We start from the raw sequence: 16453 nt of genomic DNA, 5'->3' as shown, positions 1-16453 counted from the left end.
GTGCTCCTCAGGCGCGCCGCAGCAGACCGATGCGGTCGTACACGTCGGCGAGGGTGGCATCCGCGACGGCATCCGCCTTCGCCGCGTTCACCGCGAGCAGCCGATCCAGCTCGGCCGGGTCGTCGAGCAGCGCGTTGGCGCGCTCGCGCACCGGGCCGAACTCCGCGACGACCAGCTCGGCGAGGTCCTTCTTGAAGTCGCCGTAGCCGCGGCCCGCGTACTCGTCCTCGATCGAGGCGAGATCGCGTCCCGCCAGAGCGGAGTAGATGGTCATCAGGTTCGACACCCCGGGCTTGGCGCCGCGGTCGAAGCGCACCGATCCCTCGGTGTCGGTCACAGCGCGCATGATCTTCTTCGCCGACTTCGCCGGGTCGTCGAGCAGCCACAGCACGCCCGCCTCGCTCTCCGCCGACTTCGACATCTTCGACGCCGGGTTCTGCAGGTCGTAGATGCGTGCGGTGTCCTTCTGGATCACGGGCTCGGGCACCGTGAAGGTCGTGCCGAAGCGGGTGTTGAACCGCTCGGCGAGGTCGCGGGTGAGCTCCACGTGCTGCTTCTGATCGTCGCCCACGGGCACGAGCTCGCTCTGGTAGAGCAGGATGTCGGCGGCCATCAGCACCGGATAGGTGAACAGGCCCACCGAGGTGGAGTCCTGGCCGTAGCGGGAGGACTTGTCCTTGAACTGCGTCATGCGCCCGGCCTCACCGAAACCGGTGATCGTGCTGAGGATCCACGCCAGCTCGGCGTGCGCGCGCACGTGCGACTGCACGTAGAGAGTGGACTTGGAGGGCTCGATGCCAGCGGCGATGTACTGCGCGGCGGTCCGCCGCGTCTTCTCGCGCAGCTCCGCCGGATTCTGCGGCACCGTGATCGCATGCAGGTCGACGACCGAGAAGAACGCGTCGTACGTGCTCTGCATGTCACGCCACTGCAGCAGTGCCCCGATGTAGTTGCCGGCGTGGAGGGAGTCGGCGGAGGGCTGCATTCCGGAGTAGAGGCGCTGTCGAGTCACCGTTCAATCCTATGCGGCTCGCGTCGGTCGCCCGTCAGTACGTGTAGTCGACGATCACCGGGGCGTGGTCGCTCCACCGCTCGGCATAGCTGGCGGCGCGCGCGATGGTGTAACCGGTGGCGCGCTGGGCGAGCGGTGCGGTCGCGAGATGGTAGTCGATGCGCCAGCCGCTGTCGTTGTCGAACGCCTTCCCCCGCATCGACCACCAGGTGTACGGACCGTCCACCTCGCCGTGGTGCGCGCGGCCCACATCGACCCAGCCGAGGCCCAGCCCGCCGCCCTCGGACGCGAACGGACGGGTGTCGCTGAGCTGGCCCACCATGCCCCTGCCGACGCCCTCCTGACCGACCACGCTCTCACCGGCCGCGCCGAGGATGCGGTCGAAGTAGGCGCGCTCGCGCGCGAGGAACCCGGACTTCTTCACGTTGCCCTTCCAGTTCAGGATGTCGAGCGGGCGGTGACCGACGTTGAGATCACCCGTGACGAGCGCGTGCGCGTCGTCCGCGCCCAGCTGGGCCATCCGCACGCTCATCGCGTCGAGGAACTTCCACTTCTCCTCCTGCTTGGGGCTGTTGGCCTCTCCGGAGTGCACGTAGGCACTGACGACGGTGAGCGGTGCTCCGTCCAGCAGGAAATCCGCCTCGATCCAGCGGCCGGCGGAATCGAAGTCGACGGCGCCGAGCGCGGTGCGCGAGGCGAGCGCCGGCGTGCGGCTGAGCACCGCGACACCGGCTCGGCCCTTCGCCGTGGCCTTCTCGTGCACGATATGCCAGCCGGGGAATGCAGCGGTCAGATGCTCGTCGTCGGCGCGCACCTCCTGCAGAGTGAGGATGTCGACGTCGGCGGCGTCCAGCCAGGAGTGCATGCCGTTGCGCACGGCGGCGCGGACGCCGTTGACGTTGACGGAGGCGATACGCAGATGGGGCATGGTTCAAGACTAACGAGGGGCCCGGACACCGGACCCCTCGTGGCATGTCAGGCGCGGTGGCTCAGCGGGCTCCCCCGCGCAGCACGGCCTGCTTGACCTCGGCGATCGCCTTGGTGACCTCGATGCCGCGCGGGCACGCCTCGGTGCAGTTGAAGGTCGTGCGGCAGCGCCACACGCCCTCCTTGTCGTTGAGGATGTCGAGGCGCACGTCGCCGGCGTCGTCGCGCGAGTCGAAGATGAAGCGGTGCGCGTTGACGATCGCAGCCGGCCCGAAGTACTGCCCGTCGGTCCAGAAGATGGGGCAGGACGAGGTGCACGCGGCGCACAGGATGCACTTGGTGGTGTCGTCGAAGATCGCGCGGTCGGCGATCGACTGCACGCGCTCCTTGCCCTTCTCCGGGACGGAGTTGGCGATGAGGAAGGGCTGCACCTCGCGGTAGGAGGCGAAGAACGGCTCCATGTCGACGATGAGGTCCTTCTCCAGCGGCAGTCCCTTGATGGCCTCGACGTAGATCGGCTTCGAGATGTCGAGGTCCTTGATCAGCGTCTTGCAGGCCAGCCGATTGCGGCCGTTGATGCGCATGGCATCCGAGCCGCAGATCCCGTGCGCGCACGAGCGGCGGAACGACAGCGAGCCGTCGACCTCCCACTTGATCTTGTGCAGCGCGTCGAGCACGCGATCGGTCGGGTACAGCTCGACGTCGTAGTCGACCCAGCGCGGCTCCTCGTCCACCTCAGGGTCGAAACGGCGGACGTTGAAGGTGACCAGGAAGGACTGGACTCCCGAGTCGCTGGCGGCGGCTTCTGCGGGTGCCTCGACGACCTCGGACATGATCAGTACTTCCTCTCCATGGGCTGGTAGTTGGTGATCACGACGGGCTTCCAGTCGAGCCGGATGTGGTCGGTCGCGTCGGATGAGTGCGCGTCGCCGACCAGGTAGGCCATCGTGTGCTGCATGTAGTTCTCGTCATCGCGCTTCGGGTAGTCGTCGCGCATGTGACCGCCGCGGCTCTCCTTGCGGTTGCGCGCGGCGTAGACGACGACCTCGGCGATGTCGAGCAGGAAGCCGAGCTCCACGGCCTCGAGCAGGTCGGTGTTGAACCGCTGGCCCTTGTCGTCGACGTGGATGTTGCGGTAGCGCTCGCGCAGCTCCTCGATGACGCCGAGGACGTGGGTGAGCGACTCGTCGGTGCGGAACACCTGCGCGCCCTTGTCCATCTCATCCTGCAGCTTCTTGCGCAGCACTGCGATGCGCTCGGTGCCCTGGTTGTTGCGCAGGCCCTCGATCATGTCGCGCACGAAGGCCGCGGGGTCATCGGGCATCGGCACGAACTCGGCGGTCTTGACGTACTCGACCGCGTTGCGGCCGGCGCGCTTGCCGAACACGTTGATGTCCAGCAGCGAGTTGGTGCCCAGGCGGTTCGAGCCGTGCACCGACACGCACGCGCACTCGCCTGCGGCGTAGAGGCCGGGCACCACGGTGGTGTTGTCGGCGAGCACCTCGGCGTCGTTGTTGGTGGGGATGCCGCCCATCGCGTAGTGCGCGGTCGGCATGACCGGAACCGGCTCGACGACCGGGTCGACGCCGAGGTAGGTGCGGGCGAACTCGGTGATGTCGGGGAGCTTGGTCTCGAGCACCTCCGCGCCCAGGTGGGTGCAGTCCAGCAGCACGTAGTCCTTGTGCGGCCCCGCACCGCGCCCTTCCAGCACCTCCTGCACCATGCTGCGCGCGACGATGTCGCGCGGGGCGAGGTCCTTGATGGTGGGGGCGTAGCGCTCCATGAACCGCTCGCCCGAGGCGTTGCGCAGGATCGCGCCCTCGCCGCGCGCGCCCTCGGTGAGCAGGATGCCGAGGCCGGCGAGCCCGGTGGGGTGGAACTGGAAGAACTCCAGATCCTCCAGCGGCAGGCCCTTGCGCCACACGATGCCCACGCCGTCACCGGTCAGGGTGTGCGCGTTGGAGGTGGTCTTGAAGATCTTCCCGAAACCGCCGGTGGCGAAGATGACGGCCTTGGCGTGGAACACGTGCAGCTCGCCGGTGGCGAGGTCGTACGCGACAACGCCGGCCACCTGAGTGCCGCCCGCGGCATCCTGCACAGTGATCAGGTCGAGCACGTAGAACTCGTTGAAGAAGTTGATGCCCAGCTTCACGCAGTTCTGGAACAGCGTCTGCAGGATCATGTGACCCGTGCGGTCGGCGGCATAGCAGGCGCGGCGCACCGGCGTCTTGCCGTGCTCGGCGGTGTGGCCGCCGAAGCGGCGCTGGTCGATCTTGCCGTCGGGGGTGCGGTTGAAGGGCAGACCCATGTTCTCGAGGTCGATGACCGCGTCGATGGCCTCCTTGGCGAGGATCTCGGCGGCATCCTGGTCCACGAGGTAGTCACCGCCCTTGACGGTGTCGTAGGTGTGCCACTCCCAGTTGTCCTCCTCGACGTTGGAGAGCGCCGCGGCCATGCCGCCCTGCGCCGCCCCGGTGTGCGAGCGGGTGGGGTAGAGCTTCGAGATGACCGCCGTCTTCGCTCCGGGTCCCGCCTCGATGGCGGCGCGCATGCCGGCGCCGCCGGCGCCCACGATGACGATGTCGAACTGGTGGTGGTGCACACCGTCGCGGACGACGGAATCGGTGGTCTGCGTAGTCACTGTGTGTTTTGCCTTCTTCGTCAGTTGCTCAGGGCCTGGCAGGTCTGCCACATCGCGCCGTCCTCGAGGACACCGTTGCAGGGGTCGAAGGTGAAGACGACCAGGGTGCCGAGGAGGATGAGCAGCGCGGCGGCGAGGCCGAGGACCACGACCAGCGCCTTTCGCACCTTCTCGTGCGTCACGTAGTCGTTCACGATGGTGCGCATGCCGTTGGAGCCGTGGATCAGCGCCAGCCAGAGCATCAGCACGTCCCACCACTGCCAGAACGGGGTGGCGTACTTGCCGGCGACGAAGGCGAAGTCGACGGCGTGGATGCCCTCGCCGACCATGAGGTTCACGAACAGGTGCCCGAAGATGAGCACCACCAGCAGCACGCCGGAGGCGCGCATGAACACCCAGCCCCACTTCTCGAGGTTGATCCCGCGCTGACGGCGGGCAGGTGCGAGGGTCTGCGCGGACATCAGTTGCCCCCTCCGTATCCGGCGAATGCCAGGGCGAGATGACGCGGCACGAAGCCCGCCATGATCACGGCCCACACGCCGAGCACGATCCAGAACAGCTGGCGCTGGTACTGCGCGCCCTTCGACCAGAAGTCGACGACGATGATGCGCAGACCGTTCATGGCATGGAAGGCGATGCCCGCGACGAGCACGACCTCTCCGAACGCCATGATCGGGTTCTTGTAGGTACCGATCACCGCGTCGTACGCCTCGGGGGAGACGCGGATCAGTGCCGTGTCGAGCACGTGCACCAGGAGGAAGAAGAAGATCGCGACGCCGGTGATGCGGTGCAGCACCCACGACCACATGCCTTCTCGACCTCGATACAGTGTGCCGCGCGGAGCCCTGGATGTGGTCTCCGAAATCGACGGTGTCAAGCGTGTGCTCGTGGACACGTCGTCCTCCCTGATCGATGAGACGTCGCGCATGCATCCGGGCAGGCCCGACCTCACCCATCCTATTCCCGTCCGGACGGGCGAGGCGACGAAGGCGACCCTTATCCACTCAGCGCGTCCGAGGTCACGGCTAGGTTTGAGCCATGGCGCTTATCGACGACTTCTACGCGGTGATCCCGGCCGGTGGCATCGGCAGCAGACTGTGGCCGCTGTCGCGCGCGGACGCGCCGAAGTTCCTGCACGACCTCACCGGCTCGGGGCACTCGCTGCTGCGCGACACCTGGGACCGGCTCGAGCCCCTGGCCGGTCCCGACCGGATCGCCGTGGTCACCGGTCGCGCGCATCGCGCCGCCGTGGAGGGGCAGCTGCCCGGCATCCCGGACGCCAACGTCTTCCTCGAGTCCGAGCCGCGCGAGTCGGCCGCGGCGATCGGTCTCGCCGCGGCCATCCTGCACCGCCGCGACCCCGATGTGATCATCGGCTCGTTCAGCGCCGACCACGTCATCCGCGGCACGCGGGTGTTCGAGTTCGCGGTGCGCGACGCCGTGGAGGTGGCGCGCGAGGGATACATCTGCACGATCGGCATCACCCCGACCGAGCCCGCGGTCGGCTTCGGCTACATCGAGAAGGGTCCCGAGCTCGTCGTCGAGGGGGCGCGCGAGGCGGCCCTGGTCGCCCGCTTCGTGGAGAAGCCCGACCTCGAGACGGCGAAGGCCTACGTCGCCGACCGTGCCCACCTGTGGAACGCCGGCATGTTCATCGCGAAGGCGAGCGTCCTGCTCGACGAACTGCGCATCAACGAACCCGCGCTGCATGCCGGGCTCATGGAGCTGGCCGAGGCGTGGGACGACCGTGACCGGCGCGGCCCCGCCGTCGATCGCATCTGGCCGACCCTGAAGAAGATCGCGATCGACTACGCCGTCGCCGAGCCCGCCGCCGAACGCGGTCGCCTCGCGGTCGTGCCAGGGCACTTCGACTGGGATGACGTGGGCGACTTCGCCTCGCTGACGAAGCTGATCACCAACGGGCGCAAGAACGATCTGGCGGTGCTGGGGCCGCGCGCGCGGGTGCTGTCGGATGCCGCGAGCGGCATCCTGGTCAGCCAGACCTCCCGCGTGATCAGCCTGGTGGGGGTGCAGGACATCGTCGTGGTCGACACCGACGACGCCCTGCTGGTGACGACCGTCGAGCACGCGCAGCGCGTGAAGGGCGTCGTCGAGTCGCTGAAGCTCACCGGCCGCGGCGACGTGCTCTGAGGCCGCTGTTGCAGATGGCCAAGCAGGAGCGGCGGTCATCATTGCAGGTTTGTAACCTTTCGCCAGCACATCTGAGCATGACGTGCGCCGCGCGCGTAACACTCGGTAACCTCGATCGATCCGCGACGTCCGCGGAGATCACCCGGGAGGCATGAGTGTCCATCTCCATCACCAAGAAGCTGCTCGGCGCGACCGTCGCCGCCGGCGTCGTCCTGAGCCTGGCCGCGTGCGGTCAGGCGCCCGCTGACAAGCCCGGCGCCAACGGCGGCAACGGCGACAAGTCCGACTTCTCCGCGTGCATCGTCTCGGATGCCGGCGGCTTCGACGACAAGTCCTTCAACCAGCTGTCCTACGAGGGCACCAAGAAGGCCGCCGATGAGCTCGGCGCCACCTTCCGTGAGGCGGAGTCGAACGCCGAGACCGAGTACGCTCCGAACATCGACAACATGGTCTCCGAGGGCTGCGACGCCATCGTCGCCGTCGGCTTCGCGCTGTCGCAGGCGACGGTCGACGCCGCCGAGGCGAACGCCGAGACGGACTTCATCCTCGTCGACGACGCCGGCGGCGACAACAAGCCCGACAACGTCAAGCCGCTGCTGTACAACACCGCCGAGGCGGCGTTCCTGGCCGGCTACCTGTCGGCGGGCTACTCGAAGACCGGCAAGGTCGGCACCTTCGGTGGCATGGAGTTCCCGACCGTGACGATCTTCATGGACGGCTTCAAGCAGGGCGTGGACCACTACAACGAACAGAACGGCAAGTCCGTCGCCGTGGTCGGCTGGGATGGCAAGACCGGCTCGTTCACCGGCGGCTTCGAGGCCAACCAGAGCGCGAAGACCGTCGCGAAGAACATCATCGACCAGGGCGTCGACGTGCTCTTCCCGGTCGGTGGTCCGATCTACCAGTCGGGTCTGCAGGCGATCAAGGACTCGGGCAAGGACATCGCGCTGATCGGCGCGGACGCCGACCTGTTCGAGACCGACCCGACCACCGCTGACTTCGTGCTCACGTCGGTGCTCAAGGCCATGGACCTGTCGACCTACGAGGCCGTCATGTCCAGCGCTGATGGCGACTTCAGCGGCGAGGCCTACATCGGCACTCTCGAGAACGAGGGCGTCGGCATCGCGCCGCTGCACGAGTTCGAGAGCAAGGTCGATGCGGAGCTGGTGAAGAAGGTCGACGAGATCAAGCAGGAGATCATCGACGGCACCATCACCGTCACCTCCTACCTCGACAAGTAAGAGGTACTGCATCGGGGAGGCCGGTCGTGCCGGCCTCCCCGATGTCGTCTGCCCGGGCGATCCCCGGTGCGAGGACACGTCACGAATAGGATCGGACACATGAAGCTCGAGCTGCGCGGCATAACGAAGAGGTTCGGCGCACTGACGGCCAACGACCACATCGACCTCGAGGTGCAGGCGGGGGAGATCCACTGCCTCCTCGGTGAGAACGGCGCGGGCAAGTCCACGCTGATGAACGTGCTGTACGGCCTCTACCAGGCCGACGAGGGGCAGATCCTCCTCGACGGGCGCGTGCAGCACTTCTCCGGCCCCGGAGACGCGATGGCGGCGGGAATCGGCATGGTGCATCAGCACTTCATGCTCATCCCGGTGTTCACCGTGGCCGAGAACGTGATGCTCGGGCACGAGCAGACGACGTTCGGCGGCCGCCTCGATATCGCGGCGGCTCGCGCGAAGGTGCGCGAGATCTCCGACCGCTTCGGCTTCGACGTCGACCCCGACGCGCTCGTCGAGGACCTGCCGGTGGGTGTGCAGCAGCGCGTGGAGATCATCAAGGCCCTCTCCCGGGAGGCGCGGGTGCTGGTCTTCGACGAGCCCACCGCCGTGCTCACCCCGCAGGAGACCGACGAGCTGATGGCGACCATGCGCCAGCTCAAGGAGCGGGGCACCTCGATCGTGTTCATCACGCACAAGCTGCGCGAGGTGCGCGAGGTCGCCGACCGCATCACCGTCATCCGGCTCGGCAAGGTCGTCGGCGAGGCGTCGCCGACCGCGTCGAATGCCGAGCTGGCCTCGCTCATGGTGGGCCGCGCGGTGGAGCTCACCGTGCACAAGGACGCTCCCCGGCACACCGACGACGCGCTCGTGGTCGAGGGTCTCACGGTCACCGACGCCCTGGGCACCGTGCTCGTCGACGACGCCTCCTTCACGGTGCGCGGCGGCGAGGTGCTCGCGATCGCCGGGGTGCAGGGCAACGGCCAGACCGAGCTCACCGAGGCGCTGCTCGGTCTGCAGGAGCGGGTGCAGGGCAGCGTCCGCCTGAACGGCAAGCAGCTGCTCGGGCGCAGCGTGCGGCACATCCTCGACGCCGGCGTCGGTTTCGTGCCCGAGGATCGCGGTGTGGACGGGCTCGTCAAGGAGTTCTCCATCGCCGAGAACCTCATGCTCGACCGCTCCAACGGCGCGCCCTTCGTTCGCAACGGCGCCCTGCAGCTGCGCCGGCTGACGGAGTTCGCCAAGGAGAAGATCGCGGAGTTCGACATCCGCACCCAGGGGCCCGCGCAGGCGGCCGGCCGGCTCTCCGGCGGCAACCAGCAGAAGGTGGTGCTGGCACGCGAGCTCAGCCGCGACCTGTCGCTGTTCGTCGCCGCCCAGCCCACCCGCGGCGTCGACGTGGGCTCGATCGAGTTCATCCACAAGCGCATCATCGAGACGCGCGACGCCGGCGTGCCGGTGATCGTCATCTCCACCGAGCTCGACGAGGTCGCCGCCCTCGCCGATCGCATCCTCGTGATGTACCGGGGCCGCGTGGTCGGCATCGTCCCCGGCGACACCCCCCGCGATCAGCTGGGCCTGATGATGGCCGGTGCCAGCGCGGAGGATGCCGCCCGCGAGGTCACCGCCGGCGTCCCGAGCGAAGGAGCGCAGGCATGACCGTCGCGCAGACGCAGATCCCCGACTCCGAGAAGGCGATCCAGCCGCAGAAGCCGCAGCGGCCTCAGCGCTGGCGCGCCGCACTCATGCAGATCGCGACCGGCAGTGCGCTGACCACCGTGTTCGCGGTCGTGGCCGCCGTCATCGTGGGCTCGCTGATGATCGCCCTGACCGATCCGGATGTGCAGGCCGCGGCCGGCTACTTCTTCGCCGCCCCCGGCGACACGCTGAGCGCGATCGGTCAGGCCGTCGGCGGCGCCTACGCGGCGCTGTTCCGCGGCTCCATCTACAACTTCAACGCCGACTCGTTCGCGATCGGCATCCGTCCGCTCACCGAGACGCTGAAGTTCGCCACGCCGCTGATCGCCGCCGGCCTCGGCGTGGGACTGGCCTTCCGCGCGGGCCTGTTCAACATCGGCGGTCAGGGCCAGATGCTGATGGCCGCCGCGGCCGCCGGGTACGTCGCCACGGCGTGGGATCTGCCCTTCCCGCTGCACCTGATCGTCGCCCTCATCGCCGGCATCGTCGCCGGCGCGCTGTGGGCGGGCATCGCCGGTGTCCTCAAGGCGCGCACGGGCGCGCACGAGGTGATCACCACGATCATGCTGAACAACATCGCCGTGTACCTGCTGGCGTGGATGCTCGCCACCCAGGGCGTGCTGCAGGCCCCCGGCTCGAGCAACCCGAAGACCGCGCCGATGGCGGAGTCCGCCGTCATGCCGCTGATCCTCGGACCCAGCTACAAGCTGCACCTGGGATTCCTGCTGGCCCTCGTGGCGGTCGCCATCACGTGGTGGCTGCTGGAGCGCTCCGGCCTCGGGTTCCGGTTCCGTGCGGTGGGGGAGAACCCGGATGCCGCGCGCACGGCCGGCATCTCGGTCGGTCGCACCTATCTCAACGTGATGCTCATCGCGGGCGCGCTGGTCGGTCTGGCGGGCGTGAGCCAGGTGCTCGGCACCGAGCCGAAGGGCTTCAGCGGCGGCATCGACGCCGGCATCGGCTTCGACGCGATCACAGTCGCCCTGCTGGGACGCTCCCGGCCGCTGGGCATCCTGTTCGCCGGGCTGCTGTTCGGCGCGTTCAAGACCGGTGGTTTCACCATGCAGGCCTCGCAGGGCGTGCCGATCGAGATCGTGCTCGTCGTGCAGTCGCTGATCGTGCTGTTCATCGCGGCACCGCCGCTGGTGCGCGCCATGTTCGGCCTGCCGCAGCCGGGCCGCCCGAGCCGGCGTGATCGGCGCGCGGCCGAGCGACGAGCGAAGCGCTCCGAGGGCAAGGAGGTGTCGGCATGAGCACTCAGACCGTACAGGCGGGGCAGAGCCCGCAGAGCGTGCAGGCCGAGCTGCGCCACGTGAGCGTGGTGTCGTGGAAGACGCCGATCATCCTCAGCGTGCTGACGGTGCTGGTGGCGCTGCTGCCGCTGCTGATCCCGCGTCCGGGCGATGCGACGTTCCGCTTCACCGCGGGCAGCGAGATCTTCGAGCTGCCCTCCCTGGTCGTTCCGGGAACCGCGACGGCGTGGGTGTGCGTCGTCATCGGCGCGGCGATCAGCGTCGCATCCGTGCTGCTCACCCGCGCGCATCGGCGCGTGCCGATGTGGCTGATCGCGCTGTACGTCATCGCGCTGATCTTCGGATTCCTCGCGTGGGCCGCCGCGGGCAGCTCGGGAACCCTGCCGATGATCGGACTGCTCAGCGGCGGTCTCGCGCTGGCCACCCCGCTGATCTTCGGCGCCCTGGGCGGCGTGATCGGCGAGCGTGCCGGCGTGGTGAACATCGCCATCGAGGCGCAGCTGCTGGCCGGTGCGTTCACCGCCGCCATCGTCGCCTCCGCCGTCGGCACGCCCTGGGCGGGCCTGGTCGCCGCGATGCTGGCCGGCGTGCTGGTAGCTGTGATCCTCGGCGTGTTCGCCATCACCTACTACGTGGATCAGGTGATCGTCGGCGTGGTGCTCAACGTCCTGGTGATCGGCGTGACCACCTTCCTGTTCCGTCAGGTGCTCGCCCCCAATCAGGCGGCGCTGAACACCGTCCAGCCGTTCCGCGATCTGCCGATCCCGCTGCTCAGCGACATCCCCGTGCTCGGCCCGATCCTGTTCCGTCAGACCATCGTGGTGTACCTGATGTACGTCATCGTGTTCGTCGTCTGGTACGGCATGTACCGCACCCGCTGGGGTCTGCGCCTGCGCGCGGTCGGCGAGCACCCGCAGGCGGCCGACACGGTGGGCATCAACGTCGCGCGCACGCGATACATGAACGTGCTCATCGCGGGAGCCGTCGCCGGCATGGGTGGTGCGTTCTTCACGCTGGTCTCGGTGCCGCGCTTCAACCCGGAGATGACCGCGGGCGCCGGCTTCATCGCGCTGGCGGCGGTGATCTTCGGCAAGTGGGACCCGATCCGTGCCACGCTGGCGGCGCTGCTGTTCGGCTTCGCGAGCAACCTGCAGAGCGTGCTCAGCGTCATCGGCTCGCCGGTGCCCAGCCAGTTCATGCTCATGCTGCCGTACATCGTGACGATCTTCGCGGTCGCCGGCCTGGTGGGGCGCTCGCGTCCGCCGGCGGCCGACGGCGAGCCGTACATCAAGTCGTAGACATCGAGTCTGAGGAGAAGACGTGACCGACATCGACTGGGACGAGCTGAGACAGGTCGCCGCCGAGGCGATGCAGAAGGCGTACGCGCCGTACTCGCGCTACCGGGTGGGCGCCGCCGCGCTCGTCGACGACGGACGCATCGTGGCGGGATGTAACGTCGAGAACGCCTCGTACGGCGTGGGCCTGTGCGCGGAGTGCGCGCTGGTCGGCGACCTGCACATGTCCGGCGGGGGACGCCTGGTCGCCTTTGTGTGCGTGAACAACGACGGCGAGACGATCATGCCGTGCGGGCGCTGCCGTCAGCTGCTGTTCGAGCACTCCAGCGCGGAGATGCTGCTCGAGACGGTGTCCGGCATCCGCACGATCGACGAGGTGCTGCCGGACGCCTTCGGTCCCCGCGACCTTCGACGGGCTCAGGTACCGGATGGAGGCGGACGATGACCCTTCGACAAGCTCAGGACAGGCCGCAGGGAGCCGGCGAACCGTTCGACGCGATCGACGTGATCCGCGCCAAGCGCGACGGCGGCGCGGTGCCGGAGCCGGCGCTGCGGTGGATGGTCGACGCCTACACCCGCGGCTACGTCTCCGACGCGCAGATGGCGTCGTTCGCGATGGCGGTGTTTCAGCGCGGGATGCAGCGTGACGAGATCCGTGTGCTCACCGACGCGATGATCGCGTCCGGGGAGCGGATGAGCTTCACCGCCCTCGGCAAGCCCACCGTCGACAAGCACTCCACCGGCGGCGTGGGCGACAAGATCACGCTGCCACTGGCTCCGCTGGTGGCCGTGTTCGGCGCCGCCGTCCCGCAGCTCAGCGGTCGCGGTCTCGGGCACACCGGCGGCACCCTCGACAAGCTCGAGTCGATCCCCGGCTGGCGTGCGGCGCTGACCAACGAGGAGATGTTCGCCCAGCTGCAGGGCGAGGTCGGCGCGGTCATCTGCGCCGCCGGCTCCGGACTCGCGCCCGCCGATAAGAAGCTCTACGCGCTGCGCGACGTGACCGGCACAGTGGAGGCGATCCCGCTGATCGCCTCCAGCATCATGTCGAAGAAGATCGCTGAGGGCACCGACGCACTGGTGCTGGACGTGAAGTTCGGCAACGGCGCCTTCATGCAGGACATCGACCGCGCCCGGGATCTCGCTCGCACCATGGTCGAGCTCGGCACCGACTCCGGCGTGTCGACCACGGCGCTGCTGACCGACATGAACGCGCCGCTGGGCCGTGCGATCGGCAATGCCAACGAGGTGCGCGAGTCGGTGGAGATCCTCGCCGGCGGCGGCCCGGCGGACGTGCGCGAGCTCACCGTCGCGCTCGCACGCGAGATGCTCGCCCTGGCCGGGCAGCCGGATGCCGACGTGGCAGCAGCCCTCGACGACGGGCGCGCCATGGACCGCTGGAAGGCTATGATCCGCGCCCAGGACGGCGATCCGGACGCCGCGCTTCCCGCGCCGCGCGAGACGCACGTCGTCACCGCCGAGCGGGACGGCGTCGTCACCCGGATGGACGCGCTGCCGTTCGGGATCGCCGCGTGGCGCCTGGGGGCCGGACGCGCCCGCGCCGAGGACCCGGTCGTCTTCGCCGCCGGCATCGACCTCGCCGTGAAGCCGGGCGAATCCGTCACCGCGGGTCAGCCGCTGTTCACGCTGTCCGCCGACGACGACGCCCGCTTCGCACGTGCGCTGGCAGCGCTCGAGGGCGCCTACGAGATCGGTGACCGCGACTCGCACGCGGGAGACGGCATCCGGCTCCCGATCGTGCGCGAGCGCATCACCGCCTGAGACGCATCCGGGAGGATCGCATGACCATCGACCACGACGGCGACCGCAAGGTGCAGGGTCTCTCCCTGCGCGCTCTGCCCAAGGTGTCGCTGCACGACCACCTCGACGGCGCGGTGCGCCCGGCGACCATCCTCGAGCTGGCCGACGCCGCCGGGGTCACCGCGCCCGAGCGCGACGAGAAGTCGATGCGGCGCTGGTTCCGCCGGCAGAGCGAGGCCGGTTCGCTCACCGAGTACCTGATGAGCTTCGACCTGGTCACCTCGGTGCTGCAGAGCGAGCAGGCGCTCACGCGCGTGGCGCGGGAGTTCGTCGCCGACCTCGCTGCTGACGGCGTGATCTACGGCGAGGTGCGCTGGGCGCCCGAGCAGCATCTCGCCGGCGGGCTGAGCCCCGACGACGCGGTGCGCGCCGTGCAGCGCGGAATCGAGCAGGGCGAGGACGACGCGGATGCCGCCGGCGGCAGCATCCGCGTCGCGCAGATCCTCTCGGCGATGCGCCAGTCGGATCGGGTGGATGAGATCGCCCAGCTCGCCGTGCGCCATCGCGAGCGCGGGGTGGTCGGCTTCGACATCGCCGGTCCCGAGGAGGGCTTCCCTCCCGCGCGGCACCGCGCCGCCTTCGACTACCTGGCCGGGGAGTTCCTCCCGGTCACCGTGCATGCGGGGGAGGCCGCGGGAGCGGCATCCATCCGCTCCGCGCTCATCGACGGTCGCGCACTGCGTCTGGGGCACGGCGTGCGCATTGCCGAGGACCTGCAGGTCATCGAGCGCGAGGGCGACGAGGTGCAGGTGCAGTTCGGCGACCTCGCGCGCTGGGTGCGCGACCGGGAGATCCCGCTTGAGCTCTCGCCGTCCTCGAACCTGCAGACCGGCGCGATCGCGCAGTGGGGCGACCAGCTCGCGGACCACCCGTTCGACCTGCTCTACCAGCTGGGCTTCTCGGTGACGGTGAACGTGGACAACCGCACCATGAGCGCCACCTCGCTGACCCGCGAGCTCGCGCTGCTCGTCGACGCGTTCGACTACGACCTCGACGACCTCGAGACGTTCCAGTTCAACGCGGCCTCGGCGGCATTCCTGCCGGTCGAGGAGCGCGAGGAGCTCGTCGAGATGATCGCCGAGGGCTTCGCCCGCTGACCTCAGGCGGCCTGCGGGTTCTGCGCCCACAGGTCGGGACCGAACACCTCGTAGTGAATGCGCTCGGCGGGCACGCCGCGGCCGATCAGGGTGCGCCGCATGGCCTGCATGAACGGCAGCGGGCCGCACATGAACACGGCGGCGTCCGCGGGCAGGTCGACCTCGCGCAGGTCCATGAAGCCGTCCTGCGCGGGGTGCAGCGTCGGCGCTGCGGCGGCGCCGCGCTCGTACCAGTTCTGCGCCCGGGCGTCGGGCATCGCGAGCACCTGGCGACGCAGCGACGCGTACAGCGCGTGCGTGTCGTGCGCGCGATCCGCGTGGAACAGCCGCACGGTGCGAGCCGGCTGGCGCCGGGAGAGGTCCTCCATGATGGCGGCGACGGGGGTGATCCCGATTCCGGCGGAGACGAGGACCAGCGGGCTGTCCTCCTCGTCCAGCACCACATCGCCGGCGGGCTGCGACACATCCAGCACGGTGCCCGGCTGCGCGTTGCGCCAGAGCCAGGTCGACACCTGCCCATCCGGGGCGCCGCCCACGCCGTGCACGCGCTTGATCGTCACCCGGATCGAGTCGCCGCGCGGTCCGGACGAGATGGTGTACTGCCGGGGCTGACGGCTGCCGTCGGGCAGGTCAACGGCGATGGCGACGTACTGCCCGGTGTGGTGCGACGGCACGATGCCGTTCACCGGAGCCAGCAGCAGCGAGAAGATGTCGCCGGACTCCTCGATGCGCTCCACCACCCGGTAGCCGCGCCACGGGCTCTCCGGATCGGTGCCGGCGAGCGCGTACAGGCGCGCCTCCTCGGCGATCAGCGCGGTGGCGAACAGCCAGTACACCTCGTCCCATGCGGCGCGGACCTCGGCGGTGACCGCCTCGCCGAGCACGGTGCCCACCGCGTCGAGCAGGTGCCGGCCTACGATCGTGTACTCGCGTGCCTTGATGCCCAGCGAGACGTGCTTGTGCGCGATGCGGCGCAGGACCGGGGTGAAGTCCGGAGCGTCGGGGTCGATCAGCTGCACGGCGAAGGCCACGACCGAGGCGGCCAGCGCCTTGGGCTGCTCGCCGATCGCCTGATTGGCGCGGTTGAACACGCGCAGCAGCTCGGGGTGCGCGGCGAACATCGCCGGGTAGAACACTCTCGTGATCTGCTCGGCGTGCTCGGCGACCACGGCGGCGGTGGCGGCGACGACGGCCTCGGACTCGGGCGACAGCTTCATGACGGTCCTTTCGTATGTGCGTCCCCTCGAGTGTGCGCCGTCGCCGTGCACGACTGAGGGCATTTTCACCGGTTCTATTCGGCATCGGGTGAGGTCGGGAAGCCTA

The 16453-nt window shown here is 69.1% G+C and carries 15 protein-coding genes; 8 read left to right on the top strand and 7 right to left on the bottom strand.

Annotated elements, in window-relative coordinates; genetic code table 11:
- Positions 1-7: 7 nt before the first annotated feature.
- From trpS to sdhC, 6 genes are all read right to left on the bottom strand, one after another.
- Positions 8-1012, bottom strand: coding sequence for a tryptophan--tRNA ligase (gene trpS / locus WFG93_RS13015; RefSeq protein WP_336646767.1), 1005 nt, complete (start codon positions 1010-1012; stop codon positions 8-10).
- Positions 1013-1046: 34 nt separating this feature from the next.
- Positions 1047-1940, bottom strand: a complete 894-nt coding sequence (locus WFG93_RS13010) for an exodeoxyribonuclease III (protein WP_336646766.1) — start codon at positions 1938-1940, stop codon at positions 1047-1049.
- Positions 1941-2001: 61 nt separating this feature from the next.
- Positions 2002-2772 carry a succinate dehydrogenase iron-sulfur subunit gene (locus WFG93_RS13005; RefSeq protein WP_336646765.1) on the bottom strand — a complete coding sequence of 257 codons (771 nt, stop codon included), beginning with the start codon at positions 2770-2772 and terminating at the stop codon, positions 2002-2004.
- A gap of 2 nt (positions 2773-2774) precedes the next feature.
- Positions 2775-4580, bottom strand: coding sequence for a succinate dehydrogenase flavoprotein subunit (gene sdhA / locus WFG93_RS13000; protein ID WP_336646764.1), 1806 nt, complete (start codon positions 4578-4580; stop codon positions 2775-2777).
- Positions 4581-4600: 20 nt separating this feature from the next.
- Positions 4601-5041, bottom strand: coding sequence for a succinate dehydrogenase hydrophobic membrane anchor subunit (locus WFG93_RS12995; RefSeq protein ID WP_336646763.1), 441 nt, complete (start codon positions 5039-5041; stop codon positions 4601-4603).
- Complete coding sequence (sdhC, locus tag WFG93_RS12990; RefSeq protein ID WP_442928265.1) at positions 5041-5508, bottom strand: succinate dehydrogenase, cytochrome b556 subunit; 468 nt, start codon at positions 5506-5508, stop codon at positions 5041-5043. The genes WFG93_RS12995 and sdhC overlap by 1 nt, the downstream gene beginning before the upstream one ends.
- Before the next feature lie 110 nt (positions 5509-5618).
- Here sdhC and WFG93_RS12985 point away from each other — a divergent pair, with 110 nt between their 5' ends.
- From WFG93_RS12985 to WFG93_RS12950, 8 genes are all read left to right on the top strand, one after another.
- Positions 5619-6731 (top strand): mannose-1-phosphate guanylyltransferase, encoded by a 1113-nt coding sequence (locus WFG93_RS12985; RefSeq protein ID WP_336646761.1) that lies wholly within the window; start codon positions 5619-5621, stop codon positions 6729-6731.
- 155 nt (positions 6732-6886) lie between these two features.
- Positions 6887-7972 carry a BMP family lipoprotein gene (locus WFG93_RS12980; RefSeq protein ID WP_336646760.1) on the top strand — a complete coding sequence of 362 codons (1086 nt, stop codon included), beginning with the start codon at positions 6887-6889 and terminating at the stop codon, positions 7970-7972.
- Between the two features lie 99 nt (positions 7973-8071).
- A complete protein-coding gene (locus tag WFG93_RS12975; protein ID WP_336646759.1) occupies positions 8072-9625 on the top strand; it encodes an ABC transporter ATP-binding protein in 1554 nt (517 codons plus the stop codon).
- A complete protein-coding gene (locus WFG93_RS12970) occupies positions 9622-10917 on the top strand; it encodes an ABC transporter permease (protein WP_336646758.1) in 1296 nt (431 codons plus the stop codon). The genes WFG93_RS12975 and WFG93_RS12970 overlap by 4 nt, the downstream gene beginning before the upstream one ends.
- Positions 10914-12215 (top strand): ABC transporter permease, encoded by a 1302-nt coding sequence (locus WFG93_RS12965; RefSeq protein WP_336646757.1) that lies wholly within the window; start codon positions 10914-10916, stop codon positions 12213-12215. Before WFG93_RS12970 ends, WFG93_RS12965 begins: the two co-directional genes overlap by 4 nt.
- Before the next feature lie 22 nt (positions 12216-12237).
- The gene (locus WFG93_RS12960; RefSeq protein WP_336646756.1) at positions 12238-12657 is read left to right on the top strand and encodes a cytidine deaminase; all 420 of its coding nucleotides are present in this window, start codon (positions 12238-12240) and stop codon (positions 12655-12657) included.
- On the top strand, positions 12654-13994 hold the full coding sequence (locus tag WFG93_RS12955) for a thymidine phosphorylase (protein WP_336646755.1): 1341 nt from the start codon (positions 12654-12656) through the stop codon (positions 13992-13994). The genes WFG93_RS12960 and WFG93_RS12955 overlap by 4 nt, the downstream gene beginning before the upstream one ends.
- Before the next feature lie 20 nt (positions 13995-14014).
- Positions 14015-15130, top strand: coding sequence for an adenosine deaminase (locus tag WFG93_RS12950; protein WP_336646754.1), 1116 nt, complete (start codon positions 14015-14017; stop codon positions 15128-15130).
- 2 nt (positions 15131-15132) lie between these two features.
- Here the strand turns inward: WFG93_RS12950 and WFG93_RS12945 are convergent, their stop codons facing one another.
- Positions 15133-16347 carry a globin domain-containing protein gene (locus WFG93_RS12945; protein WP_336646753.1) on the bottom strand — a complete coding sequence of 405 codons (1215 nt, stop codon included), beginning with the start codon at positions 16345-16347 and terminating at the stop codon, positions 15133-15135.
- Positions 16348-16453: the final 106 nt, after the last annotated feature.

The organism is Microbacterium sp. USHLN186, assembly GCF_037145155.1.
In the GTDB taxonomy this organism is placed as follows: domain Bacteria; phylum Actinomycetota; class Actinomycetes; order Actinomycetales; family Microbacteriaceae; genus Microbacterium.
The sequence above is the reverse complement of the archived record's forward strand: the minus strand, read 5'-3'. Positions and strand labels throughout refer to the sequence as shown.

What these genes read in the sequence shown, in the direction of transcription:
- WFG93_RS13010 (WP_336646766.1), bottom strand. Translation starts at nt 1,940, where the DNA reads ATGCCCCATCTGCGTATCGCCTCCGTCAACGTCAACGGCGTCCGCGCC.
- WFG93_RS13005 (WP_336646765.1), bottom strand. Translation starts at nt 2,772, where the DNA reads ATGTCCGAGGTCGTCGAGGCACCCGCAGAAGCCGCCGCCAGCGACTCG.
- WFG93_RS12995 (WP_336646763.1), bottom strand. Translation starts at nt 5,041, where the DNA reads ATGTCCGCGCAGACCCTCGCACCTGCCCGCCGTCAGCGCGGGATCAAC.
- sdhC (WP_442928265.1), bottom strand. Translation starts at nt 5,508, where the DNA reads ATGCGCGACGTCTCATCGATCAGGGAGGACGACGTGTCCACGAGCACA.
- WFG93_RS12985 (WP_336646761.1), top strand. Translation starts at nt 5,619, where the DNA reads ATGGCGCTTATCGACGACTTCTACGCGGTGATCCCGGCCGGTGGCATC.
- WFG93_RS12975 (WP_336646759.1), top strand. Translation starts at nt 8,072, where the DNA reads ATGAAGCTCGAGCTGCGCGGCATAACGAAGAGGTTCGGCGCACTGACG.
- WFG93_RS12970 (WP_336646758.1), top strand. Translation starts at nt 9,622, where the DNA reads ATGACCGTCGCGCAGACGCAGATCCCCGACTCCGAGAAGGCGATCCAG.
- WFG93_RS12965 (WP_336646757.1), top strand. Translation starts at nt 10,914, where the DNA reads ATGAGCACTCAGACCGTACAGGCGGGGCAGAGCCCGCAGAGCGTGCAG.
- WFG93_RS12955 (WP_336646755.1), top strand. Translation starts at nt 12,654, where the DNA reads ATGACCCTTCGACAAGCTCAGGACAGGCCGCAGGGAGCCGGCGAACCG.
- WFG93_RS12950 (WP_336646754.1), top strand. Translation starts at nt 14,015, where the DNA reads ATGACCATCGACCACGACGGCGACCGCAAGGTGCAGGGTCTCTCCCTG.
- WFG93_RS12945 (WP_336646753.1), bottom strand. Translation starts at nt 16,347, where the DNA reads ATGAAGCTGTCGCCCGAGTCCGAGGCCGTCGTCGCCGCCACCGCCGCC.